The following is a 22,258-nucleotide window of genomic DNA, read 5'->3' as shown; positions in this document are numbered from 1 at the left end:
AGAGGAACCGAAACGATGACTCACAAGTTCAAAGTTCGACAGATGGTTCGGCTGGCGCAGCCGGGTTTTTCCGATACCCGGTCGAATTCCGCGAACGTTTATGAGGTCGTGCGTCTCATGCCGGCCGATCAGACCGGCGAAGTGTCATACCGTATCAAGTCTGGCATGACCGAAAAGGCCGTGCGCGAAGGCGAGATCCGGAGCGCCTAGGCGCATCGCGCCGAACTCACGATCAATCGCCGGGCGCAGGCCGGGCAGAGCAACACTCCAATCTAGAGAGAGGACATCCATTGCAGGTTCTGGTACGCGACAACAACGTCGATCAAGCTCTCAGGGTGCTCAAGAAGAAGATGCAGCGCGAAGGCATTTTCCGCGAAATGAAGGCGCGGAAGGCCTACGAGAAGCCGTCTGAGCGGAAGACCCGCGAGAAGGCCGAGGCCGTCCGCCGCAATCGCAAGGCTGCCCGCAAGCAGGCGATCCGCGAAGGGCTGATTGCAGCTCCCAAGCCGAAGCCCCGTCCCGGCGCCGCCGGTGCTCGCCGCCCCATGGCGGCTCCCAGCGCCGCGCCCCGTACCGAGGCTGCAGAGTAAGTCCTGACACCAGGACTCCTTATCGGTCTTGCAGGCGGCGCATGTGATCATGCGCCGCTTCATGTTTTGTTGATCGTGAGGCGGCATCGCGGCAGAGCGTGATGGCATCAGACACTGATTCATCTAAAGCATTTCATTGCCATGCAGCTTCTCCGCTCCAAACTCTTCGATGTCTATCTGGCGCTCTGGACCGGTCTCTTCGCACCCGTTCTCGCCGTGCTGTGGCTGTGCGGCTCGCCTGAGCGCGCCGTGCGCCTGGCCTCGCGGCTGTGGGCACGCGGCATCCTGTTCGGCCTGAGATGGATCGTCGGCCTGACCTATACCGAGCGCGGACTCCACAACATTCCCGACGAGCCCTGCCTGATCATCGCCAACCATCAATCGACCTGGGAAACCCTGGCCTTCCTGGCGCTCTTCCCGGATGTGGCGATCGTCGCGAAGCAGGAGCTCCTGACCATCCCGATCTTCTCGTGGTTCCTGCGCAAGTCGCCGATGATCCTGATCGACCGGGAGAGCGGCTCGAAGGCCGTTCGGAAGATGGTGGACGAGAGCCGGGCCGCCCTGGCTCAAGGGCGCTCCGTGCTGATCTTCCCGGAGGGCACCCGCAAGTCCGTCTCGGAGCCCATCGCGTTCAAGCGCGGCGTGGAGCTTCTCTATACAAAGCTCGACCGGGTGGTTCTGCCGGTCGCCCTCAATTCCGGCCATTTCTGGGGGGTGGACCGGCCCGTCAAGCGGGGAGGGACCATCTCGGTCTCCTATCTCGACCCGATCGAGCCGGGCCTGCCCGGCGATGAATTCACCCGCAGGGCCGAGCAACTGCTCGAGGCGGAGCGGCAGCACTCATGGCCGCAGGCCGCCTGACCGGATCGCCGCCGCGGGCCATCAGGCGATGGCGCGCCTTGGCTGCTGAAGGCCTTCAACCTCCGCCATGAAAGCCGCAAGCGCCTCACGGGGCATGGGCTTGGCGATCAGATACCCTTGAGCCTGCGAGGCGCCGGCCACGCGCAGGGCGTTGAGCTGCTCCTGCGTCTCGACGCCCTCTGCCGTCGTGCTCATCTTCAGGTCGTTCGCCAGCCCGATCGTGGCCTTGATGATCGCACGGCTGCCCGCCGAGTCGCTCATGCCGCGCACGAAGGACTGGTCGATCTTGATCTTGTCGAACGGGAAGCTCCTGAGATAGCTCATCGACGCGTAGCCGGTCCCGAAATCGTCGAGCGAGATCCCCACGCCCAAGGTCTTGAGCCGCCTGAGCGCCGCCGTCGCTTCCTCGTTCAGCTTGACGGATTCCGTGATCTCCAGAACGAGGCGGTGAGCCGGCAGGCCGGACAGGTTCAGGGCCTTCGTGACGCTGGCGAACACGTCCCGGCGCTTGAACTGCACCGGCGAGAGATTGACCGCGACCTTCAACGGGAGGCCCCAGGTCATGGCCGTCGAGCAAGCCTCTTCCAAGATCCAGTCGCCGATGGGCGCGATGAGCCCTGAATCCTCGGCGGTCGGGATGAACTGCAGGGGAGGGATCATCCCCTTGGTCGCGTGCTTCCAGCGCACCAGGGCCTCGCAGCCCCACATCCGGTTCGTCGCGAGATCGAGGATCGGCTGGTAGAACAGCTCGAACTCCCGGTTGTCGAGGGCGCTCTTGAGGGCCCCCTCGAGCGCACGACGCTCCGCGCGGGAATCCTGGATGTTCGAGTCGTAGAACCGGTAGCTGCCGTTGGTGTCGGATTTTGCCGCGTAAAGCGCGATGTCGGCCGCTCGCATGAGCTCGGTCGAGGTCTTGCCGTCCGAGGGCGCGACGGCGATTCCGGCGGACAACCCGACGTCGACCTCCGTGTTGCCGGCCGTGCAGGGTGTCTTCATGGCGGCCTGGATGGCGGTGACGAGATCCGTGACCTGTTGCCGGTCCCTGACCGGCCTTTGAATGATGGCAAACTCGTCGCCCCCGATGCGGGCGAGGAAGTCGCTCTTGCGCAGACGCTCGCGCAGGCGCCGCGCCACCGTCTGGATGATCTCGTCTCCCGCGCCGTGGCCGTGATTGTCGTTGATGTCCTTGAAGCGGTTGAGATCGAGAAGATGCAGGGCGAAATCCGTGCTTGTTCGATGAGAAGCGAGATAGGTCCGCTTCAGTTCCTCGATGAAGAACGGCCTGTTGGGGAGCCGGGTCAGCACATCGTGGCGCGACAGGTAGCTCTCGCTCGCGGCCCGTAAGATGCCGGTTCTCACATGCCGCAAGCCGATGAGGCTCGCCGTGTCGACGGCAACGCCCATGAGATAGGCGATGAACCCGACCACCCGTGCCTCGAGGCGCTGCCCGGCCATGAGCTCCGCCACGGTGCGGCTCACCGCAATGCCGCCCGGCTGGTTGGCCAGCGGGTGCAGGGCGAACAGCCGCTCCTGCCGGTCGATCCAGCTCACGTCGCGGATGAGCGTCGGGCTGTTCTTCGCGATCATCCGCTGCAGCGGCGTGTCGGGCTTCCAGATCTTGCGGCCGAGCGCCCGCTCCGAATTGGGGATATGCGCCAGAACCACGCCGTCGCGCCGATAGAATGTGACGGCCGAGGAGGGCTTGCGCAGATGCTCCTTGTAGAGCGTCTCGAAATGCGTGAGATCGATGGTGGAGACGACGATGCCGAGGAGGTTGCCTTCGGTGTCGTTGATCCTGCGCGCCAGCGACAGAACCTTCTTGCCCGTGGCGCGGATCCGCATCGGCTCGCTCAGGTAGGAGGTGAGCGAGGGATCCGTCGAGAGGGCCTGGTAGTAGGATGCGTTCGTCAGATAGATGGGATCTGACATCGGCCGCGGGTTCGAGGTGCCGACGAGCCTGCCGCGGGCGTTGACGAGATCGATGCGCACGAACTGGGGCAGGGAGCAGGAGGCGCCGACCAGAACGAGCTTCGTGGCCTGCGATCCGGCGAAGCCGTCGAACTCCGATGCCCGCAGGCTCGCCTGCGGAATGCGCTCGACGAGATCCCGCAGAACGCCCTCGATGGATTGCAGGATGCCGTCCGTCCGCTCCTGGAGGGTCAGCGCCAGGTTCGCCAGATCGCCTTCGGCGCGCGCGAGATCGTCGGTGTAGCCCCGCACCAGAAGAAGCACGGCGCCGGCCAGGACGGCCACCGCGAGAACGATGCTGAGGGTGATGATCAGGGAGGCGGGCACTATGGTTTCGATGAGGCCTGGGAGCGACGATCCCCGCCACCATCCGCCCTCAGGTGTGGTTATTCCGTTAACTTCTGCCGGCCTTGAGCTTCCTTTAGGTAAAAAAGCAAAGCTTGGGTCTGTTCGAAGGGCTCAAGCAGCGTGAAGCGCGCTCCTTGGGGAGCCTTGACGCCTCAATGGGATTGCTGCGTGAACGGGATAGCTTCCAGGAAGGGGAACTCCAGAACGATCTCGTCCATGTCGTCCTTCACCTCGATATGGGCCGTGGCCCAGTTGACCGGCCGCTCGAACTCGGTGCCCATCAGGTTCCTGGCCATGGTCTGCGCCACCTCCCAGGCCTGATCCGCATCGCGCAGTTCCTGCCCTTCGGGATCGGCGAGGGCATCACCACCGATATGCACGTTGAAGAAGTAGCGCGGCATGGGTGTTCCTGAAGCTTGAGCTATAGAGGCCAATCGGGCCGGATGCTTTGGGTTCCGGGCGACCTCCGGAATTGCCAGCCGACGCGGCGGCGTGATGCCGGTGCCGGCATGGGCTACTTCTGGGCAATCGTCAGAGGTGACGACCACAAGGGCCGCAGAAGCGGTTCGGCCACAACCCCGCCGATTATGGCGAAAGCCATCAGGATGAGGCCGAGGCGGCCATAGCGCACAACGCGATCCCTATGGGTCATGAACCCTCGCAACCGTTGGCTGGAATCAGAACAATCGGATCCTTGTTGGCGATTGTGGCGACAATACTGCTCAGTTGTGACCGGGATGCTGCGACAGTGGCCAGCGTCCCGCAAATGTCCTTCGGGCATCTAGGCAACGGGGGCATCCACGGTGCAGACAACCCCTGCTGGACCGAAGGCGATTTCCACGTGACCATCCAAGTCGTTGGCCAGAGTCCGCTCGATCAGCCGGGACCCGAAGCCGCGCCGGCGCGGCGCCACCACGGGCGGTCCTCCAGCCTCCGTCCAGCTCAGGGCCAGCCGGGGAGGGGCAGCCCCGTTCTGCACCTTCCATGACACTTCGATGGTGCCGGTCTTGTTCGACAGGGCGCCGTACTTCACGGCGTTGGTTGCCAGCTCGTGCATGGCCATGGCGAGCGCGAGCGACATGCGGGGCGTCACGCGCACGTGCGGGCCCTTGATGTGGAACCGGCGTTCCCCCGACACCTGATAGGGCTCAATCGCCTTCTCGATGACCTCGACGAGGTCCGCTCCTTCCCAGCTCTCACGGGTGAGCACGTCGTGCGCCCGGGAGAGAGCGAGAAGCCGCTTCTCCAGCGCCTCGCGCGCGTCCTCCTTCGTGTCGGCCGTGCGCAAGGTCTGGGCCGAGATGGATTGCACTGTCGCGAGGGTGTTCTTCACCCGGTGGTTCAATTCGTCGATGAGCAATCGCTGATGCTCGGCTGCGCGCTTCTCCTTGTCGAGAGCAGATGTCAGGCGCTCCTCGCCCTGATGCAGCTCCTCGAGGCGGGCGCGGGCGTCGTATTGCCTGCGTCGCCCGCGCAAGGCGGACCGGGCAACGCTCACCAGCGTGCCGGGGTGGAAGGGACGCTCCAGAAACACGACGTTGCCGAGCACCTCGGACAGGCGCGTCAGGGCCGGATTGCGCTCGATGCCTCCGCCGCGAAGGGTGAGAATCACGAACGCGAAATCAGACCATGGCGGCTGATCCAGCAGCCAGCGGGAGAGGTCCTTCAGGTCGGCCGTGCGGAGCGCCTCGTCGGTCACGAGCGCGAAGCCCGCGCCCTGCGCGATCTCGCGCACGAGCGCCGGCATGTCGGGACAGATCTCCGACGTGATCCCGACGCTGCGCAGGATGTCGGCGGCAATCGCCGCATCCCGCCCATGGGGCGCCAGGATGATCGCGCGTTCAGAGAGCGAATGAAGGCTGTCGTTCATTCGGCGCGATCTTTGAGCAGCCGCGTGCGGTCGCCGTCGGTGAAGACCGGGGTGCCGCGCAGGATGCCCTGGAAGCCCTCCAGAGGTTCGCCAAGGGCAATGCCCTTGTTGGTGATCCGCATCTCGCGAATGGCGTTCTCGTGCGAGCCGAACCGCTTCTTGATGATCGATATCGCCCGCCGGACCTGACCGAACGCCTCGAAGTAGCGCAGCAGGATCACGGTATCCGACAAATAGGTGACGTCGACGGGGGACTTCATGTCGCCCACGAGCCCGTGCTGCGCAACCGTCAGGAAGGTCGAGACACCCTGCCGGTTGAGATATTGCAGCAGTTCGTGGATATGCAGGGTCAGAAACTCTTCTTCTGGCATGGCGGCCTGGTAGCCGTTGAGGCCATCGATCACGACCGTCTTCACCCCATGGTGATGGATCTTGGTACGCACCCGATCGGTGAATTCGCCGGGCGAGAGCTCCGCGGCATCGACCTGCTCGATGAAAAGGTTGCCGGAGGCGCACAGCGCATCGAGGTCGATGCCGATCAGCTTGGTCCGATCGATCAGCAGGCCGAGCTCCTCGTCGAAGATGAACAGGGCCGCTTTCTCGCCGCGCTGCGCCGCCGAGATGGCGAACTGCACCGTCAGGAGCGACTTGCCCGTTCCGGCCGGTCCCATCACCAGGGTGCTCGAGCCCTGCTCGACGCCGCCACCGAGAAGCGCATCGAGCTCGCCGATTCCACTCGTGAGGACATTACGCGCAAAGCCCGTCTTATGCTCACCGGAGACCAAGCGCGGAAACACCTGAACGCCTCCCTCGGCGATGATGTAGTCGTGGAACCCGCCCCGGAACGACTGGCCGCGATACTTGATCACCCGCAGGCGACGGCGCTCGGCGCCGTAATTGGGCGTCAGCCCTTCCAGGCGGATCACCCCGTGGGCGAGGCTGTGAACGGTCTTGTCGTTGGTGTCCGTGGTCAGATCGTCGAGGAGGAGAACCGTTGAGCCCTGGCGGGCGAAGTAGTGCTTCATGGCCAGGATCTGGCGGCGATAGCGCAGGGAACTCTGCGCCAGAAGGCGGATCTCCGACAGGCTGTCGATTACGATGCGGACCGGCTTCGTCCGGTCGATGGCGGCGAACACGGCTCTGGTGGTTTCACCAAGTTCGAGATCGGACGAGTAGAGCAGGCTCTGCTGGTGCTCGTCGTCGAGCAGGTTCTCCGGCGGCACGAGTTCATACACGTGCACCCTGTCGCCGAGGCTCCAGCCATGGGACGCAGCGCCGTCCCGCAGCTCGGCTTCCGTCTCCGACATGGTAACGTAGAGCCCTGTCTCTCCGGCCTTGGCGCCGTCGAGCAGGAACTGGAGTGCGATAGTGGTCTTGCCGGTGCCGGGGCTGCCCTCCAATAGGTAGACGTGCCCAGGCGCCAAGCCTCCGACGAGAATGTCGTCCAGGCCCTCGACCCCGGTCCGCGCTTTCGGAGCGCGTTGAGGTTTAGCGGTCATGATGAAGTCCGATCTCGGCCTGCAGAGCGGCCGGAAGCGTGTGGGTCGGGATCAGCCCGAGGATACCTGTCAGGGCCTGCTGCGCGTGCCAGAGGTCGTGCTGCTGCTGCCGCTCGAGCCAGAATCGCGGCGCCGTGCCTGAAAGCCGGGCGAGGCGGGTGGCCATTTCCGGGCTGACAGCGGCCCTGCCGGCAAGGACGCGATGAAGCGTCTGGCGGGCGATGCGCAACTCGCGGGCGGCTTGGCTGACGGACAGGCCGAGACCGGGCAGAACCCGATCGCGCAGAATCCATCCCGGGTGGGGCGGAGCCACCGGAAGAGCGTCTCGGGAGTGGGGCATGATCCTGCCTTTGTTGGCCAACTGTAGCGTTATGGGTGACAGGCGGCGAAAGGCAAGATCCTGCCGAGCTTGGGTGCGGTAATATCGCTGGAAACGTCCTGGGGGCCGTCCGGCACCTCCGCACACGCTTATCGTAGGTTAATGGCAGCGCCTCTTGAGTGAGCTAAGGCAGAGGGTGTCCTCCGAGCGCAACCGGCGCGCAGGGCAGCTTGGCCTTGTCTGGAGAAGCGAGCGTGTCCAACGACAATCACAAAGACGGCAACGCTCTGAAAGAGCCGGGGGCCCTTGAGGATCTTCTCAACGTCACCGGCGATCCCGGACCGGAGCCGACCCTGCCGCCTCATGTGGCGTCCTTCCTGGGCGAGCAGCTCCAGACCTACTACGCCCAGCTCATGAGCGAGCCGGTACCTGATCGGTTTGTCCAGCTCCTGAAGCAGATGGACGGGAAAGAACGTGACCGCGATGGCGAGTGAGGATCCTGTCCGTCAGGCGATGCTGGAGGCCATTCCGCACCTGCGCGCCTTCGCCATCTCGCTCACCGGCAACGTCACCTATGCCGATGATCTCGTGCAGGCGGCGCTCCTGCGCGGTCTCGAGAATCTCGACAAGTTCCAGCCCGGCACGAGCATGCAGGCGTGGCTGTTCACCATCCTGCGCAACCAGTTCTACACGGATATCCGCAAGAGACGCCGCGAGGTGAACGATCCGGATGGCGTGCTGGCTGGCAAGCTGGCCGTTATGCCGGAGCAGGGCGCGCGCCTGGACTTCACCGACATGCAGGTGGCTCTGGCCAAGCTCAGCGTCGAGCAGCGTGAGGCATTGCTGCTGGTGGGCGCCGAGGGCGTGTCCTACGAGGAGGCGGCGCAGATCTGCGGCACCAATCTCGGCACGATCAAGAGCCGCATCAACCGCGCCCGCACCCGTCTTGCGGAACTCCTGGCCCTCGATGCCCAGGAAGATCTCGGCCCCGACCGCCTGGTCAAGGCCGCGTTGTTCATGCAGACATCCTGAGGCCGCTCGGAACGATCCCTACTTGCCGGCGACCTTGCGCAAGGCGGCGTTGATGCGGTCCTGCCATCCCGGACCGTCCTGCTGGAAATACTCGAGCACATCCTGGTCGATCCGCAGGGTGATGCTTTCCTTAACGCCTGGGATGGCGGGAGCCTGCGCGGGTCCCTCGACGGGCTTGGTTGTGGCTTTCTTGAAGGCAGCCTCGGCTGCCTTGAAAGGATCGGTCGGCCTGCGTCCTCCCGGTGGTCTCGACATATCTCTCTCCCCGCTGAGATGTTGGGCAGCCGCTCGATCGTTGCCTGTGCGATCATGGCAGGTCTGCGTGAAATCAGGAAGGGTACGTCGCTTCAAAAAGGTCGGGCTGCCGGCTCGATCACTACAGGAACGAGATGTGATCATCTCTGTTGACCTCCATGTCCCTATGGAGGTCGAGATTGGCCATGACAAAGCTTGGACGCTTATCGGCTGTTCTTGCAGGATGCCTGCTCGCAGGCAGCCTCGCCACGGATGTGTCCGCGCAGCCCAGGATGGATCGCGATTGGGATAACGGCCGCGACTGGCAGGAACGCGACCGAGGCTGGGAGCGTGACAGAGACTGGCGCGACCGTGATCGTGACTGGGATCGCGGCCGCCGTTCGCGTGACCGCGACTGCTACTACGAGACCCGGCGCGAGCGGAACCGCTTCGGCGAAACGGTCGTCCGACGCTACCGGGTTTGCGAAGATTAATTCTTCAAGGCCGGCGGCATCTCCCCGGCCACCTGCCTCGATGATCTATTGAGACGTCGCAGGAGGCGTCGGCGCACTCGTGGCCGCGCGAGGCTGCGACTGCACCCGATCGAACATCCGCAGTGCCGCATCGACACAGGCCTGCGTCGATTCCCTGTCGCTGCAGACCACGCGAAGCTGCGTGTCGCCGCTGCGCACGAAGAAATGGGCATTGCCGCCGGGACGGTCGTCATCGTCGTCACGCATGGCGCGCCGGCGACGCTCGCCTCTGTTATCGTCGCGATCCCGGTCGCCATCCCATCGGTCGCGGCTGTCATACCACCGTCCATGGCGATCATCGTCGTCATCGCGCGACGGGCTCTGGCTCCAGGCCGACGTTCCGATCAGGACCAGTCCCGCTGCTAGTATGAGGGCTTTCCGCATGTGGGCCTCCATCAGGCGACGCCTTCAGGGAATGCGCGCGAACATCCTGTCAGAACGGCGTCTTAATACGTGAAAACGGGCGCCTGGGTGAACCGGGGGGAGGGGCGTAAGTTCCGAAAACAGGGGCGCCGCACAGCTCTGGCCGAACACTGTACGACGCTGAAGCATCAGCCGCGCCGCGCCGCCTCAATGGCCGCGACGTCGATCTTCGTCATGTCCATCATGGACGTGAACGCACGCTTGGCTTCATCGCCGCCGGCCGCCAGCGCCTCCATCAGGACACGCGGCGTGATCTGCCACGACACGCCCCACCGGTCCTTGCACCAGCCGCACGCGCTCTCCTGGCCGCCATTGCCCACGATGGCGTTCCAGTAGCGGTCGGTCTCCTCCTGATCGTCTGTGGCGATCTGGAACGAGAAGGCCTCGTTGTGCTTGAACGCGGGGCCGCCGTTGAGGCCGAGGCAGGCCACGCCCGCAACGGTGAACTCCACAGTCAGCACATCGCCCGCCTTGCCGGACGGAAAGTCGGCGGGCGCACGGTGCACCGCATGCACCGCGCTGTCGGGAAAGGTCTCGGCATAGAAGCGCGCGGCAGCTTCGGCATCCTTGTCGTACCAGAGGCAGATCGTATTCTTCGCCATCGCGTGTTCCTTTCGCTCTGAAGTCGACTTCGGCCCGTTCACAACCGCTCTAGAACTGATCTCCATCGAGCATGCGCCTTACCTTGGAGGCCAGCTCGGCATAGGTGAAGGGCTTTCCGATCAGATGCATTCCGGGGTCGAGGCGACCGTGGTGGACGATGGCGTTCTGCGTGTAGCCGGTCGTGTAAAGAACCGGCAGCCCTGGCCTGCGTCGGGAAACCTCGTCCGAGAGCGCTCGCCCGTTCATCCCTCCGGCCAGAACGACATCGGTGAAGAGCAGGTCGATCTCCGGGTGCTGTTCGACGATCTCAAGGGCTCCCCGGCCGTCGCCGGCTTCGAGGACGCGGTATCCCATATCCCGGAGCGCCTCGGTGGTATAGGTGCGCAGATCGGGCTCGTCCTCCACGACCAGGATGGTCTCGCCCATGCCCCTGACCATCACGGGGCTCTTCGACGGCATCTCGGCGGGCTCCTCGTCGGAGCCGATCAGGCGGGGCAGGTAGATCTTGATCGTCGTGCCTTCGCCGAGCTCGCTGTAGATCCGCACATGGCCGTTGGACTGGCGGACGAAGCCGTATACCTGGCTCAGGCCCAGTCCGGTGCCCTTGCCCACCTCCTTGGTGGTGAAGAAGGGCTCGAACACCCTCTCCATCGTGGCCTTGTCCATTCCGGTGCCGGTGTCGGAGACGGCCACGAGCACATACTGCCCGGGCGGCACGGGCTCCGCCAGAGCCTCCACATAGGCCTCGTCCAGACGGGCATTGGCCGTCTCGATGGTGAGCTTGCCGCCCTCCGACATGGCATCGCGGGCGTTCACCGCCAGGTTGAGGATCGCATTCTCCAACTGGTTCGGATCAGCCTGTGAGCGCCAGAGGCCACCGCCGAGCACGGTCTCCAGCACGACCACCTCGCCGAGCGTCCGCCTCAAGAGGTCGGACATGCCGGCCACAAGCTTGTTGACGTCGATGGGCTTGGGATCGAGCGGCTGGCGCCGGGAGAAAGCCAGGAGCCGCTGGGTCAGGGTCGCGGCGCGCCGTGTTGCCTCCATGGCGTGCGTGGCGGCCCGCTGGAGGCGGTCGGATCCTTCCGGAAGGCGGCGCTGGAGGAGCTCGATATTGCCGACGATGATGGTGAGCAGGTTGTTGAAGTCGTGGGCGATGCCGCCGGTGAGCTGACCGATGGCCTCCATCTTCTGAGCCTGCCGGAGAGCCTCCTCGGCCTTCAGGCGCTCGGCCACCTCCTGGGCGACCCGCTCCTCCAGTGTCTCGTTCAGGCGCTTGAGTTCCTGGGTGGCCCGCTCGGCCTTCTGCCGGGCAAGGAGAAGCTCCCGCTCGTACTTGCGTCGGTCGGTGGCGTTGAAGAGGGTGATGCGATGAACCATCGGACGGCCATTCGCATCCCGCTTCTGGACCAGGTTGGCCAGAACCGGCAGGGCACGTCCATCGGAGCAGGCGAGATCGAAGGCGATCTCGTTCACGAAGCCCTGCATCCGCAGGAGCGGCGTCAGGTGCGTGTCGTAGAAGATCTTGGCGCCGATGCTCAGGATGTCCTGGAAGCACCTGTGCCCGACGAGCTCCTGCCGGTCCATGCCGATCCAGGTGAGGAACGTCTGGTTGGCCCTGATGATGGTGCCGTCGGGCAGGGTCGAAAGGTAGCCGCAGGGAGCGCTCTCGTAGAGTTCCTCAGCCGTCTCGATCAGCGACCCTTGGTCCATCTTCACTATGCGACGGCTCTTGCCGGAGTCGGATCGCTCAGGAATGCTTCCATGGCGGCAATGGTCTCCTCAGGAGCGCTCAGGTTCGGGCAGTGTCCTGTGGCAGTCAGTTGAACGAATTCGCTGCCCGGAAGGCTCTGGTGCATGTAGCGCCCGACCGCCTCGGGAGCAATGGCATCCTGCGAGCACTGAAGAATGAGCGCCCTGGTCTTCACGCTGGGCAGATCGGCTCGGTTATCCGAGAGGAATGTCACGCGGGCGAAGTGCTTGGCGATGTCCGGGTCGGTGCGGCAGAAGCTGTTGGTGAGTTCCTCGCCGAGCTCCGGACGGTCCGGATTGCCCATGATCACCGGAGCCATGGTGCTGGACCAGCCGAGATGGTTGCTGTCGAGGAAGTCGAGCAGGCCTTCGATGTCCTCCTGCTTGAACCCGCCGACATAATCGCCATCGTTGATGTAGCGGGGGGAGGGGCCGATCAGGACCAGTCGGTCGAACCGCTCCGGCTCCTTGTTGGCCGCGAGGATTCCGATCATGGCGCTGACGGAGTGGCCGACGAAGATGACGTCCTTCAGGTTCAGCTCCCGGCAGATCGCAAGCACGTCGTCGGCGTAGCCATCGAGCGAGGCATACTTCGCCTGGTCAAAGGCTGCCGCATCCGACTGCCCGTGCCCGACATGGTCGAAGAGGATGATCTTGTAGCGGTCCTCGAAGGCCGGGGTGATGAACCGCCACATGTTCTGGTCGCAGCCATAGCCATGGGCGAAGATCATGGGCTGCTGACCCTGGCCGAGAACCTTGACATTGTTTCGCTTGAGAACGGCAGACATGGGAGCTCCGCGGACGCCAAAGACCAAGGCAGATGGCTGGGGTGGGTGCCGCTCGCTTATAGCGGCGGGTGCTAGCTTCGCTATTCAACCCACCTAAATAGATGGGTCTGCCTCCGTTTCAACAGATCGACCATCCCGGCCGATCATGGATCAAGACCAATTGCGTTGGCTCCGCAGAGTTTTCCGAATTGGCGGAACGACAACCGTCGTAGACCTCCCTAGTGATGCACCGCCGCATTCTCTTCGATATGGGCGCTGGCATAGATCCTGCGTGCGAGCGCCGCCAGGCCGAGCAGGGTGATGGCCGCGAGAGCGCAGCAGGCGGCAAAGCCCAGCGAAAAGCCGCTGCGTGCCGCTTCCAGCCATGCCGGTGCAGTGCCGCCCATCGCCTTGGCGGTCTCGACCGCGCCGGCAAGGGTGGCGGAGACGGCGAGCTGCTGCGCGGCGTTCAGCCCGCTCAGGTCCACACCGTCCATGGTCGTGCGGTAGACGAGCGTTCCCAGGCTTCCGAGAAGCGCGACGCCGAGCGCGCCGCCGAACTCCGCGCTCGTCTCTGAGATCGCGGAGGCGGAGCCTGCCTGCTCCGGCGGTGCGGTGCCGACGATCAGTCCCGTCGTGGTGAGCACCACCGGCACGAAGCCGAGACCCACCAGCATGCTGGCCGTCAGGACGCCGACAAGGCTCTCGGCATAGGCGGCAACGGCCATCGCGGAGACCCCGACCGTATAAACGAGCAGCCCAAGCAGAACGGTCTTGACCGGCCCGAGACGGCTCGTGAAGCGGTAGGCCTGGAACGACATGATCGTGAAGACGAGCGCGGACGGTATGGACCATACGGCGGCCTCGAGTGGTGACAGGCCGAGAACCAGCTGCAGGAACAGGTTCTGGAACAGGAACACGCCGAACACGAAGAACATGCCGGCGAGGTTGACGATCAGCGAGGCGGTGAAAGCCGGGATGCGGAACAGGCGCAGATCGATCAGCGGATGCGCGAGGGTCTTCTGTCGGCGCACGAACAAGACACCGATCAGCAGACCGGCCGCGATGGCCACCAACTGGCGCGGCGCAAAGCCATCCGCCGCCATGTGCTTGAAGCCGTAGATGATCGGCAGCACGGTCCCAAGCGACAGCGCCACGCTGATGAGATCGAGCTTCTCGCCGCCCTCGTTTTTGTATTCCGGCAGCAGGAAGGGCGCGACGACGAGCAGCGCGAGCATGATCGGGATGTTGATCAGAAACACCGATCCCCAATGGAAGTATTGCAGCAGCGCCCCGCCGATGAGTGGTCCCACCAACCCGCCCAGCGCGAAGGCGCCGCCCCAGATGCCGATGGCGCGGTGCCGCTCGTTCTCGTTGTGAAACAGATTGACCACGAGGGACAGGGTCGACGGAGCGAATGTCGCGCCGGCGATGCCGAGCAGAGCGCGCGCGATGATGAGCTGCTGCGCCGTGCTTGAGAATGCAGCGAGCGCGGACGCCGCGCCGAACGCGGAGGCGCCGATGAGCAGCACGCGCCTGCGGCCGATCCTGTCGCCGAGCGTGCCCATGGTCACGAGAAAACCCGCGACCATGAAGCCGTAGATGTCGTTGATCCAGAGAAGTTCGGATGCCGATGGGTCAAGATCCGCCACGATGGCGGGCATCGCCAGAAAGAGGACCGACAGGTCCATCGAGTAGATCAGGCAGGCAACCGACAGAACGCAGAGCCCGATCCACTCACGGCGCCCAGCAAGCGGCTGGTCTTGAACAATTGCCTGTACTTGCATGAGCCGACTTTCATCGCTGTAGGGGCCGCTCCTTACACGCTCACACGCGGATTCGGCAACCCGAACAGCCCAATCGATGCTTGCACTAATCCAGCATGACCACCGCTTCGACCTCGAACAGCATGGGGTCGATGGCGAGCTTGGGGACGGGAACCAGGGTCTGCGCCGGCAATGCCGCGCCGAACATGGCCTTCACGTTCCTGGTCAGCACGTCGAGCTTGGACATGTCGTGATCGACCACGAAAACCGTCAGCTTGGCGACCTGATCGGGCTTTGCGCCGAGCGCCTCGATGGCGGCGCGCAGATTGGCATAGGCCTGCTCCACCTGAACGGCGAAGTCCGGCGACAGGCTTCCCGTGCCGTCCTGGCCGCCCTGGCCCGAAATATACGCCACCCTGGCGCCAACGGGCACGATCACCGCCGTGCTGTAGCCGTTCGGCGTGGGGTCGTAGAGGTTCTGCGGGTTGACGATCGTGAGCTTGCGATCGCCCGCCGTCGTGGAAATGCCCATGGTCATGATGATTGGTCCTCCGAAAGAGAGATGCCTGATTACGCGCGGTACGATGATCTCCCGGCCCTCGCAGCCGGAATCCTTGAGCCCCGGCGGCCGGCGGAATTGACCTTCAACCCGCCGTCGCTATGATTCACTCGTACGCTGTACGATCAAGTGCCATCGTACCAGGTACGAGTCAACGGTCCGGGGTCGACATCTCTCCCGTTGTCGGCATAGATCGGCGTTCGAGCGGCAGGGAAAGACGGATGGCAGCCAAACGCAGCAGCGTCGCAGGCAAGCGGCCTCGACGGACGGGGGCATCCCCCCGATCCGCCCAGGAGCCCCCGCTGTCCCTGGAGCGGATCGTGGCGACCGCCGTGGAGCTTTTGGACACGCACGGCATCGATGGATTGTCCATGCGGCGGCTCGCCGACCGGCTCGGCGCGGGCGCCATGAGCCTGTACTGGCACGTGGACAGCAAGGAGAAGGTCTTCGATCTCGCGCTCGACTCGGTGCTCGCCTATCGCGAGTCGCAAACGGCAGGCTTTCAGGACTGGCGTGAGGATGTGGTTCACATGCTGGAAGACTGGCGCGCCTGCATGCAGCGCCACCCGTGGTCGGCCTCGCTGCTGCCGCGCCGGGCGCTCGGCCCGAACATCCTCGGCCGCCTGGAGCAACTGTCCAAGACCTTGTCTGAAGCCGGTGTTGCGGACGCGGATCTGAACGCCGGAATCTGGTCGCTCTGGAACTACGTGATGGGCGCCACGGTCACCCGGGGCAGCTTCGATCTCTCGGACGACGACAGGGCCGCCGCGCAACGGCGCCTCACCGATCTCAGCCGGCTTTATCCGACCATCGAGCGTTCCCGGCTTCTGCTGGACGACGACTGGGACGGCGCTTTCCGGAAGGGCCTCGACTTCCTGCTCGACGGCATTGCGCCGAGGCCGTGAAATTCTCCACCTCGTGGACGAGAATGTCTCTGATCGCGCAAAGGAGAACTGCCGGCCATGTCGGATGGGGCAGGGGGAGCGGCAGGTGAAGATACACGGAATGAGCTCTACAATACTCCGAGCGATGCTCCCGGCCACTTACAGTTTTCGTCTCTTGGTTATGCTGAACTCTGCGAGTTTTTATTCAGATAAAATCAAGTGAACGGCAGTGCTTGCTATTAGTGAATAAAAGATTTATATAATTCTTATCGGATTTTGGCCGGACAATCGGGTCGTTTCGCTTTTGGTTTTTCCCAGGCGCACGTTCGGACTTTCTTACCATTACATCGACGAACCGAGTTGAGGTCGCGCTTCTGCGCGCTCTCCGCTCACGTGCATCTGCAAAAACTGCGAAAGGTTACCCCCATGATTACGGGCACAGTAAAGTTCTACAATGACATGAAGGGCTTCGGCTTCATCCAGCCGAACGATGGCAGCAAGGACGTGTTCGTTCACGCCACCGCTCTCGAGCGCGCCGGCATGCGCGGTCTCGTCGAAGGCCAGAAGGTCTCCTTCGACACCGCTGAAGATCGTCGTTCCGGCAAGGTTGCCGTCAACAACATCGAGATGGCCTAACCGCTTATGGTGGGCACAGGCTACAGTCTGCGCCGCTAAGCCTTGAAGCCGCTCCCGCACGGGAGCGGCTTTTTCATTTGTAGCCAGCCTAATGATGATCAATTTCTAGGTGAACAGAATGTCCCATAAGTACCGAGTTAATCAGATGGTCCGCATCACCCATCCGCGTATTTCGGATAAGCGTGCAAGTGCGAGCGGCATCTACGAGGTGACCCGCCTCATGCCGGCCGACCACACCGGTGAATTCTCCTACCGTATCAAGTCCTCCGGCTTCGGCGAGCGCGCCGTGCGCGAGGGCGAGATCACAGCACGGATATCCGAGATTTGACCAGCGGCGAAGCCTTCTTCCGGGGATCGCAGATCTACGAGCCGGTCGCGCTGCTGCGACGGGGCGGCGAGATTCTGTACGTCGCCCGCGTGGGCATGAAGGCCTCGCGGCAGTTTATGATCCTGACGCCGACGGGCGAGCCCGCTTGGCCGCACGAGCCGCTCGGCAGCGTATCGGACGTCGGATGGGCACTTCGAGCTCATGAGTGGCACGGCGTAACGCCTGAGCCCGTTGACGAGAATGAGCGCGTGGCCAAGATGCTGGCTCGCCTGCTGGTCGAACGCGCTTGAGGCATCGACCCATTGGGGACACGAAGGTAGCGAACGCGGAGGAACAGACGATGGCTGATCAACCAACCAATCTCGATGCTCATCGCGGCATGGCGGCTCAGAAGGCAACCGATCTTCGACGTCTGCGGTCCGAGGTCGAAGCCGACCAGCAGGCGCTGCGCACGAGACAGGCGGAACTCGAAGACCTGCTGGCGGCCGCACCCGCGGCCGATTGGCACGAGGCGGTGGAGAAGGCGCGCTACCTGCTTGGCCTCTTCGCGCAAGGCCTGGATGCAAGCGATCTGCGCCGCCGCAAGCTGATCGACCGCGTCATGGCTGATTTCGACCATCTGCTCGACAAGACAGCCGACGACTGAGATGATCTCACCCACAAGCGAATAACGGAGGCGGGCCATGGCCAAAGGCGAACAGCGCAGCAATCGCGAGGCGAAGAAGCCGAAGAAGGACAAGCCCAAGGATGCAATCCCAACCTCGCCCTTCGCGAACCAGGGTAAAAGCGGGACGCCGGCGAAACCGTCTGGTGGCAAGCGATAGGCGCCTCGCGCACCGGCTGGCGAATGACTCTGCTCGACGCGTTGATTGAACACGTTCGCGCCGGCGACCATGATGCGGTGACCGAACGCATGCGTGAGCGTGCGTTGATCGTCCGAATGTTCCCGGCAAATGCATTCAACCGTGCATGTGCCGGGGCGAGAAAACTACTGTTACACGAAGAGCATTTCATGATCCCGTGGGTCTTACTCGACACGGCGAAAATCCCTGGTGACGAGGGCGAACTGCGCCTCAAGAAGCGCGGCTCCGAGTTCTCCATCATGCTGGGCAGCAACGAGCTGATGAACAGCCGCCTGAGCGGCTCCGAGGAGGCGCTTGCCAAACTCTCATGCCTGAGAATTCAGGGCCGCGAGCGACCAAAGATCCTGATCGGCGGGTTGGGAATGGGCTTTACGCTTCGCGCGGCCCTTGCCGAACTCGGCTCCGACGCCGAGGTGACCGTGGCCGAACTCCTCCCGGCTGTTGTGGCTTGGGCGCGAGGTCCGATGGCCGAAGTGTTCGGCGACAGCCTCAACGATCCGCGCGTCAGAATCCATGAGGGAGATGTCGGGCGTCTGATCCGATCGAGCAGGTCTGCCTACGACGCCATTCTGCTCGATGTCGACAATGGACCCGAGGGCCTGACGAGCAGCGCCAATGACAGCCTCTACGACTTCCAAGGGCTTGGCTACGCCCGGACAGCGCTGACGCCGGGCGGCATCCTGGCCGTGTGGTCATCGGCGCCCAGCAGAGCCTTCACCCAGCGCCTGCGCAAGGTGGGATTTAGCGTGGAAGAGGTCAGTGCCCGCGCCAAGCGAACGGGTGGTGGCGCGAGACACACGATCTGGCTTGCCGCCAAGCCAGGGGGCTCATCGGCCCCGCAGCATGCACGAAACTAGAGCGACAGCATTCATCGACACGAGCCTTGGACCAGGAGCAGCAGAGATGATGAAGAAGCAGATCCTCCCGATCCAGGATGTCTACGTGCCTGTGCAGCGTCGGCAGACCCTGGATCTGCAGAAGGTTGCCGCCCTGGCGGAGAGCATCATCGAGAAGGGGCAGCAGGCGCCCATCCTTGTGCGGCCCGACGGCAAACGCTTTGTCCTGGTGGAGGGTCTGCATCGCCTGGAAGCCTGCAGGGCTCTCGGAGAAACAACGGTGCCCGTCTACTTGGTGCAGGCCCGCAAGCACTAAAGCATCGGACCCAAAAGTGGATTTGTACTTTTGGGATCCATCCGATGCTTCTTCCTTGATTGAGAGCATCGTTGAGCGCGACCCGGAGGGCCGCGTCAGCGAAAAACCGGGTCCACTTTTGCGTTCGATGCTCTAGCTGACCTCGACTTCCTCTCGACGGCATCGCGCCGAGGCAAGGCTCGGCAAAGCTAGCGGGTGTATCCGGGCACCAGGGGCCTGATGTCAGGCCCGCGAGGCATGCGGATCCTGACCATGACGAACATCCATCTTCCCGACGTCGGCGTCACCATGGCGCTTGTGGCGAGCCTCCAGGCAAGCCTGCCGGATTTCGGCCGCATCCTCGACCGGTTCGGGCATCCGGCGCCCGCGCTGCGCAAGCTCGGTCTCATGCACTGGGAGAACGGACGCTTCGACACCGCCGCCCGCAGCTTCGAGGCCGCGCTCTCCCTGGCGCCGGAGGAGCCCGATCTCTGGCGCGATCTGGCGAGCGTCTACAGCGCCTCGGACCGCGACGAGCAGGCCCTGACGGCGATCCGCACATCCCTCGATCTCGATCGGAACAGCGCCCCATCCTGGCAGGCCCTGGCCAGCATCGCGGACCGGCTCGACGCCGCCGAGACGGCCGAGGAAGCCTACCGCTGCACCATCGCGCTCGACCCGAAGGCGCCTGCCGCTCATCTCGGGCTCGGCCTGCTGCTGTTCAGGAAGAAGCACTACCAGGAAGCGCTCGCCGCCGTGCGCGCCTCCGTCGAATTCGACCCCGTCAACGGCCTGGCGCATTTCGCCCTCGGCCACCTGTCCTTCATCGTGTGCGATTTCGGGGCTTGCGCGCGCGCCTTCGACGAGGCCGCCCGGCTGACCCTGGAGCTCGATGCGCCCACCCGGCAGAAGCGGGCCCGCGCCATCACGTTCCAGGCCATGATCGAAGGCCGCGTGCGCGAAGCGCTTCTGGCTTACGACGCCATCGCCGGCGAGGACCGCGAGGATCTCGACATCATCGCGCGCGATGCGTTTTCCGTGCTCAGCGCCTCCGGCCACCTGGAGGCCGCCGCCGAGATTGGCCGGATGCGATTGGCCGAGCAGCCCGACGATCCGGTCCGGCGCTATCTGCTCGACGCGGTACTGGGGCGCAGCCTGGAGGCCGCGCCCACGGCGTACATCGAAACCTATTTCGACCTGTTCGCGCCCCAGTTCGACAGTAAGCTCACCGAGGCCCTGCAGTACAACGCCCCGTGCCAGATGGCGAAGCTCGTGGCCGGGCACCGCACCGGCTTTCGCCACATGCTCGATCTCGGCTGCGGCACGGGCCTTGCGGCCGCGGAACTGCAGCCGCTCGGGGAAAACCTGACCGGACTCGATCTCTCCGCAGGCATGCTGGCTGAGGCGGCCAAGCGCGGCCCCTACACGGAGCTCGTCAAGGCGGAGGCCGGCGCCTACCTGGCGGCCACGCAAAGCCGCTTCGATCTCATCTTCGCGGCGGATTCGCTGATTTATTTTGGCGATCTCAAGCCCCTGATGCGCGCCGCCGCCGGCGCCCTGGTGCCGGGCGGGCTGTTCGCGCTCAGCATCGAGCGTGCTGAAGGCACCGGCTACACCCTGCAGCCCTCCGGCCGCTTCGCCCACTCCCTCGATCACCTCGAGGACGCAGCCCACGACTTCGTCATCCTGGAAACCCAGGAGAGCACCATCCGGCTCGAAGCCGGCCGCCCGGTGCCGGGGCTCTACGTGGTCATGCGGAGGCGGTGAGGGGAGCGGACGCGCCAGGAGGCTGTCTTCAGGTAAGTGAAACGCCGGAACGATCTCGTCCAGATCGTTACCTTGATATGCGGCAGCTCCCTCATGGTTCGAAAGCGCGCGGATGTGTCCGCGACCCGCCGTCACTCGGCGGGCTGCTCAGCCCGTTCGTTCTGCGCCGCGACCACTTTGGCGGATCGCATCAGGGATTGCAGCGTCAGGCCATGCAGTTCGCCGGTGACGGTCAGTCCGACCACCTGCTGGAACCTCTCGATCGCCTGCCTGGTGGTCGGCCCCATGACGCCATCGGCTTCGAGGTTTCCGAACCCGAGCTTCGTGAGCGTCTCCTGGGCGGCAAGGATATCCTGCTTTGCGGACGATGGCGTGATGCCGCGCAGGGCCGGCGCATTGCCGAGGGCCGGAGGCGCGTTGAGCTTCTGAAGCGATGCCAGTTGCTCTTGCGCGGTCGCGAGGTTTGCCTCAGCCTCCCTGGCCTTCACGGCAAGACGCTCGTTTTCGCTTCGTGCGGACACGAGCTGCTCCTGGAGCCGCGCGACCTCGCGCGCGCCTTCCTCGGCTTTCCGGCGCTGTGTCAGAAACTGCGCCTGATAATCCTGAAGCGCGGCCGTTTGCCCGTTCATCTGTCGTTCGATCTGCCTGGATGAGAGAGCCGAATACCCATAGGCGCCCCATCCTGCGATGGCCGCGACGGCGAGGCCGGAGATCATGAGTTTGCGGGTGGTCGTGGCTCGTGTGTCCTGGGTCCGGGTCACGATGGTCCTTTCAACGTTCAGGCTGCAACGGCGGGGTGAATCGCCGGCCCAAGGTGAACAGGAACGTGGTCAAAGAATGACGAGGCCGGACGCGGCCGCCTTACCTTGAGGCTGGCAGCGAAGGATAACGCAATGCGCGGTTGGTACATACATCAAAGATCGCGCACCGCATCAGGCATTCTCAACGCCTAGGCTGCTTGATGTCGGCTGCCTTTATAAATGCTATTGTGCTGAATGGCCGCCTTTATATTTGTATAATACGGAAGACTTTTTACTTCAGTTCTTTTTAGAGCCCGCTCTAAAAATTGATTGATAATCAAGTTGGACTGTCGATTTGACTGGTCTGAATTTTGTGCATGTTCGTCAGTTTGTTTATGCAGTGTCGTAACAGTTAGATAAACGAATATGATTCCTAACAAAGCGCTTGGATCATCCCTAAACTCTTTCATGAAGCCGCTCCAAACATGATAAGGCACATCAAGCGGCCATAGCCCAGCCTTCAGAAACTGGCTGCGGTCAAGCGGAAACTCAGAGAAACCAATACTCCCAATTTCTCTAAGTGCTGAAAGTGCAATATCTCGCGTCATCCCCGTGCTTTTGAAGGAGCGGCTATAATCCTTTGAGGAGCATAAAGCGATCTGCGTAAAGCTATCTATTCCATAGAAAACATCTGGAATAGGGTTGCTATGACCTGCCACTGAAGTTTCATCCAGCCGCCGTTAGAGCCCCGGCAGGTGATACGCCGTGTGGCGCGACGTGAGCAA

30 protein-coding genes are annotated in these 22,258 nt (G+C 63.6%); 15 read left to right on the top strand and 15 right to left on the bottom strand.

Going from position 1 to position 22,258, the window contains the following annotated elements:
• The first annotated feature begins 15 nt into the window (after positions 1–15).
• From JKL45_RS17460 to JKL45_RS17450, 3 genes are all read left to right on the top strand, one after another.
• Positions 16–210 (top strand): hypothetical protein, encoded by a 195-nt coding sequence (locus tag JKL45_RS17460; protein ID WP_201862861.1) that lies wholly within the window; start codon positions 16–18, stop codon positions 208–210.
• Positions 211–290: 80 nt separating this feature from the next.
• Entirely contained in the window at positions 291–590 is a 300-nt protein-coding gene (gene rpsU, locus JKL45_RS17455) for a 30S ribosomal protein S21 (protein ID WP_199046515.1), read from the top strand.
• A 141-nt stretch (positions 591–731) separates the two neighbouring features.
• A complete protein-coding gene (locus JKL45_RS17450; protein WP_201862860.1) occupies positions 732–1,451 on the top strand; it encodes a lysophospholipid acyltransferase family protein in 720 nt (239 codons plus the stop codon).
• 21 nt (positions 1,452–1,472) lie between these two features.
• On the opposite strand, the gene JKL45_RS17445 is transcribed toward JKL45_RS17450, so the two are convergent.
• The 6 genes from JKL45_RS17445 to JKL45_RS17420 form a co-directional block, all read right to left on the bottom strand.
• A complete protein-coding gene (locus JKL45_RS17445; RefSeq protein WP_201862859.1) occupies positions 1,473–3,746 on the bottom strand; it encodes a bifunctional diguanylate cyclase/phosphodiesterase in 2,274 nt (757 codons plus the stop codon).
• A gap of 173 nt (positions 3,747–3,919) precedes the next feature.
• Complete coding sequence (locus JKL45_RS17440; RefSeq protein ID WP_201862858.1) at positions 3,920–4,168, bottom strand: DUF6894 family protein; 249 nt, start codon at positions 4,166–4,168, stop codon at positions 3,920–3,922.
• Positions 4,169–4,281: 113 nt separating this feature from the next.
• Complete coding sequence (locus JKL45_RS17435; protein WP_201862857.1) at positions 4,282–4,419, bottom strand: hypothetical protein; 138 nt, start codon at positions 4,417–4,419, stop codon at positions 4,282–4,284.
• A 129-nt stretch (positions 4,420–4,548) separates the two neighbouring features.
• On the bottom strand, positions 4,549–5,637 hold the full coding sequence (locus JKL45_RS17430) for a sensor histidine kinase (protein WP_201862856.1): 1,089 nt from the start codon (positions 5,635–5,637) through the stop codon (positions 4,549–4,551).
• Positions 5,634–7,136, bottom strand: coding sequence for a DUF7125 family protein (locus tag JKL45_RS17425; RefSeq protein WP_201862855.1), 1,503 nt, complete (start codon positions 7,134–7,136; stop codon positions 5,634–5,636). The genes JKL45_RS17430 and JKL45_RS17425 overlap by 4 nt, the downstream gene beginning before the upstream one ends.
• Positions 7,126–7,476, bottom strand: a complete 351-nt coding sequence (locus tag JKL45_RS17420) for a HigA family addiction module antitoxin (RefSeq protein ID WP_201862854.1) — start codon at positions 7,474–7,476, stop codon at positions 7,126–7,128. The genes JKL45_RS17425 and JKL45_RS17420 overlap by 11 nt, the downstream gene beginning before the upstream one ends.
• A 233-nt stretch (positions 7,477–7,709) precedes the next feature.
• On the opposite strand from JKL45_RS17420, the gene JKL45_RS30520 reads away from it, so the two are divergent.
• Both JKL45_RS30520 and JKL45_RS17410 read left to right on the top strand, forming a co-directional pair.
• Positions 7,710–7,949, top strand: a complete 240-nt coding sequence (locus JKL45_RS30520) for a NepR family anti-sigma factor (RefSeq protein ID WP_201862853.1) — start codon at positions 7,710–7,712, stop codon at positions 7,947–7,949.
• The gene (locus JKL45_RS17410) at positions 7,939–8,487 is read left to right on the top strand and encodes a sigma-70 family RNA polymerase sigma factor (RefSeq protein ID WP_201862919.1); all 549 of its coding nucleotides are present in this window, start codon (positions 7,939–7,941) and stop codon (positions 8,485–8,487) included. The genes JKL45_RS30520 and JKL45_RS17410 overlap by 11 nt, the downstream gene beginning before the upstream one ends.
• 18 nt (positions 8,488–8,505) lie before the next feature.
• On the opposite strand, the gene JKL45_RS17405 is transcribed toward JKL45_RS17410, so the two are convergent.
• Entirely contained in the window at positions 8,506–8,742 is a 237-nt protein-coding gene (locus tag JKL45_RS17405) for a BrnA antitoxin family protein (protein WP_201862852.1), read from the bottom strand.
• 185 nt (positions 8,743–8,927) lie between these two features.
• On the opposite strand from JKL45_RS17405, the gene JKL45_RS17400 reads away from it, so the two are divergent.
• Positions 8,928–9,215 (top strand): hypothetical protein, encoded by a 288-nt coding sequence (locus JKL45_RS17400; protein ID WP_201862851.1) that lies wholly within the window; start codon positions 8,928–8,930, stop codon positions 9,213–9,215.
• Between the two features lie 45 nt (positions 9,216–9,260).
• On the opposite strand, the gene JKL45_RS17395 is transcribed toward JKL45_RS17400, so the two are convergent.
• The 6 genes from JKL45_RS17395 to JKL45_RS17370 form a co-directional block, all read right to left on the bottom strand.
• The gene (locus JKL45_RS17395) at positions 9,261–9,638 is read right to left on the bottom strand and encodes a hypothetical protein (protein ID WP_201862923.1); all 378 of its coding nucleotides are present in this window, start codon (positions 9,636–9,638) and stop codon (positions 9,261–9,263) included.
• A gap of 167 nt (positions 9,639–9,805) precedes the next feature.
• Entirely contained in the window at positions 9,806–10,279 is a 474-nt protein-coding gene (locus JKL45_RS17390) for a VOC family protein (protein ID WP_201862850.1), read from the bottom strand.
• Between the two features lie 49 nt (positions 10,280–10,328).
• Positions 10,329–11,993, bottom strand: coding sequence for an ATP-binding protein (locus JKL45_RS17385; protein ID WP_210345817.1), 1,665 nt, complete (start codon positions 11,991–11,993; stop codon positions 10,329–10,331).
• 5 nt (positions 11,994–11,998) lie between these two features.
• Positions 11,999–12,820, bottom strand: coding sequence for an alpha/beta fold hydrolase (locus tag JKL45_RS17380; RefSeq protein WP_201862848.1), 822 nt, complete (start codon positions 12,818–12,820; stop codon positions 11,999–12,001).
• A gap of 218 nt (positions 12,821–13,038) precedes the next feature.
• Entirely contained in the window at positions 13,039–14,586 is a 1,548-nt protein-coding gene (locus JKL45_RS17375) for an MFS transporter (protein WP_201862847.1), read from the bottom strand.
• A gap of 85 nt (positions 14,587–14,671) precedes the next feature.
• The gene (locus JKL45_RS17370; RefSeq protein ID WP_201862846.1) at positions 14,672–15,103 is read right to left on the bottom strand and encodes a RidA family protein; all 432 of its coding nucleotides are present in this window, start codon (positions 15,101–15,103) and stop codon (positions 14,672–14,674) included.
• 242 nt (positions 15,104–15,345) lie between these two features.
• Here JKL45_RS17370 and JKL45_RS17365 point away from each other — a divergent pair, with 242 nt between their 5' ends.
• The 9 genes from JKL45_RS17365 (at position 15,346) to JKL45_RS17325 (ending at position 20,733) form a co-directional block, all read left to right on the top strand.
• Positions 15,346–16,029 (top strand): TetR/AcrR family transcriptional regulator, encoded by a 684-nt coding sequence (locus JKL45_RS17365; protein ID WP_201862845.1) that lies wholly within the window; start codon positions 15,346–15,348, stop codon positions 16,027–16,029.
• A gap of 405 nt (positions 16,030–16,434) precedes the next feature.
• Complete coding sequence (locus tag JKL45_RS17360) at positions 16,435–16,644, top strand: cold-shock protein (protein ID WP_201862844.1); 210 nt, start codon at positions 16,435–16,437, stop codon at positions 16,642–16,644.
• 118 nt (positions 16,645–16,762) lie between these two features.
• On the top strand, positions 16,763–16,972 hold the full coding sequence (locus JKL45_RS17355; protein WP_201862843.1) for a hypothetical protein: 210 nt from the start codon (positions 16,763–16,765) through the stop codon (positions 16,970–16,972).
• Positions 16,969–17,262, top strand: coding sequence for a hypothetical protein (locus tag JKL45_RS17350; RefSeq protein ID WP_201862842.1), 294 nt, complete (start codon positions 16,969–16,971; stop codon positions 17,260–17,262). The genes JKL45_RS17355 and JKL45_RS17350 overlap by 4 nt, the downstream gene beginning before the upstream one ends.
• A gap of 50 nt (positions 17,263–17,312) precedes the next feature.
• Positions 17,313–17,618: a hypothetical protein gene (locus JKL45_RS17345; protein WP_201862841.1), complete on the top strand. Its 306-nt coding sequence runs from the start codon at positions 17,313–17,315 to the stop codon at positions 17,616–17,618.
• Between the two features lie 37 nt (positions 17,619–17,655).
• Entirely contained in the window at positions 17,656–17,796 is a 141-nt protein-coding gene (locus tag JKL45_RS17340) for a hypothetical protein (RefSeq protein ID WP_201862840.1), read from the top strand.
• 188 nt (positions 17,797–17,984) lie between these two features.
• Entirely contained in the window at positions 17,985–18,692 is a 708-nt protein-coding gene (locus tag JKL45_RS17335; RefSeq protein WP_201862839.1) for a spermine/spermidine synthase domain-containing protein, read from the top strand.
• A 46-nt stretch (positions 18,693–18,738) separates the two neighbouring features.
• Positions 18,739–18,987, top strand: a complete 249-nt coding sequence (locus JKL45_RS17330) for a ParB N-terminal domain-containing protein (protein WP_201862838.1) — start codon at positions 18,739–18,741, stop codon at positions 18,985–18,987.
• 219 nt (positions 18,988–19,206) lie between these two features.
• Entirely contained in the window at positions 19,207–20,733 is a 1,527-nt protein-coding gene (locus JKL45_RS17325; RefSeq protein ID WP_201862837.1) for a methyltransferase domain-containing protein, read from the top strand.
• Between the two features lie 131 nt (positions 20,734–20,864).
• On the opposite strand, the gene JKL45_RS17320 is transcribed toward JKL45_RS17325, so the two are convergent.
• Positions 20,865–21,494, bottom strand: coding sequence for a peptidoglycan-binding domain-containing protein (locus JKL45_RS17320; RefSeq protein ID WP_201862836.1), 630 nt, complete (start codon positions 21,492–21,494; stop codon positions 20,865–20,867).
• Between the two features lie 188 nt (positions 21,495–21,682).
• Complete coding sequence (locus tag JKL45_RS17315; protein WP_201862835.1) at positions 21,683–22,192, bottom strand: hypothetical protein; 510 nt, start codon at positions 22,190–22,192, stop codon at positions 21,683–21,685.
• Between the last annotated feature and the right edge of the window lie 66 nt (positions 22,193–22,258).

This window comes from Microvirga soli, from assembly GCF_016734765.1.
Classification (GTDB): domain Bacteria; phylum Pseudomonadota; class Alphaproteobacteria; order Rhizobiales; family Beijerinckiaceae; genus Microvirga; species Microvirga soli.
Note: the sequence above shows the minus strand (reverse complement) of the source record. Positions and strands in the feature narration are given on the sequence as shown.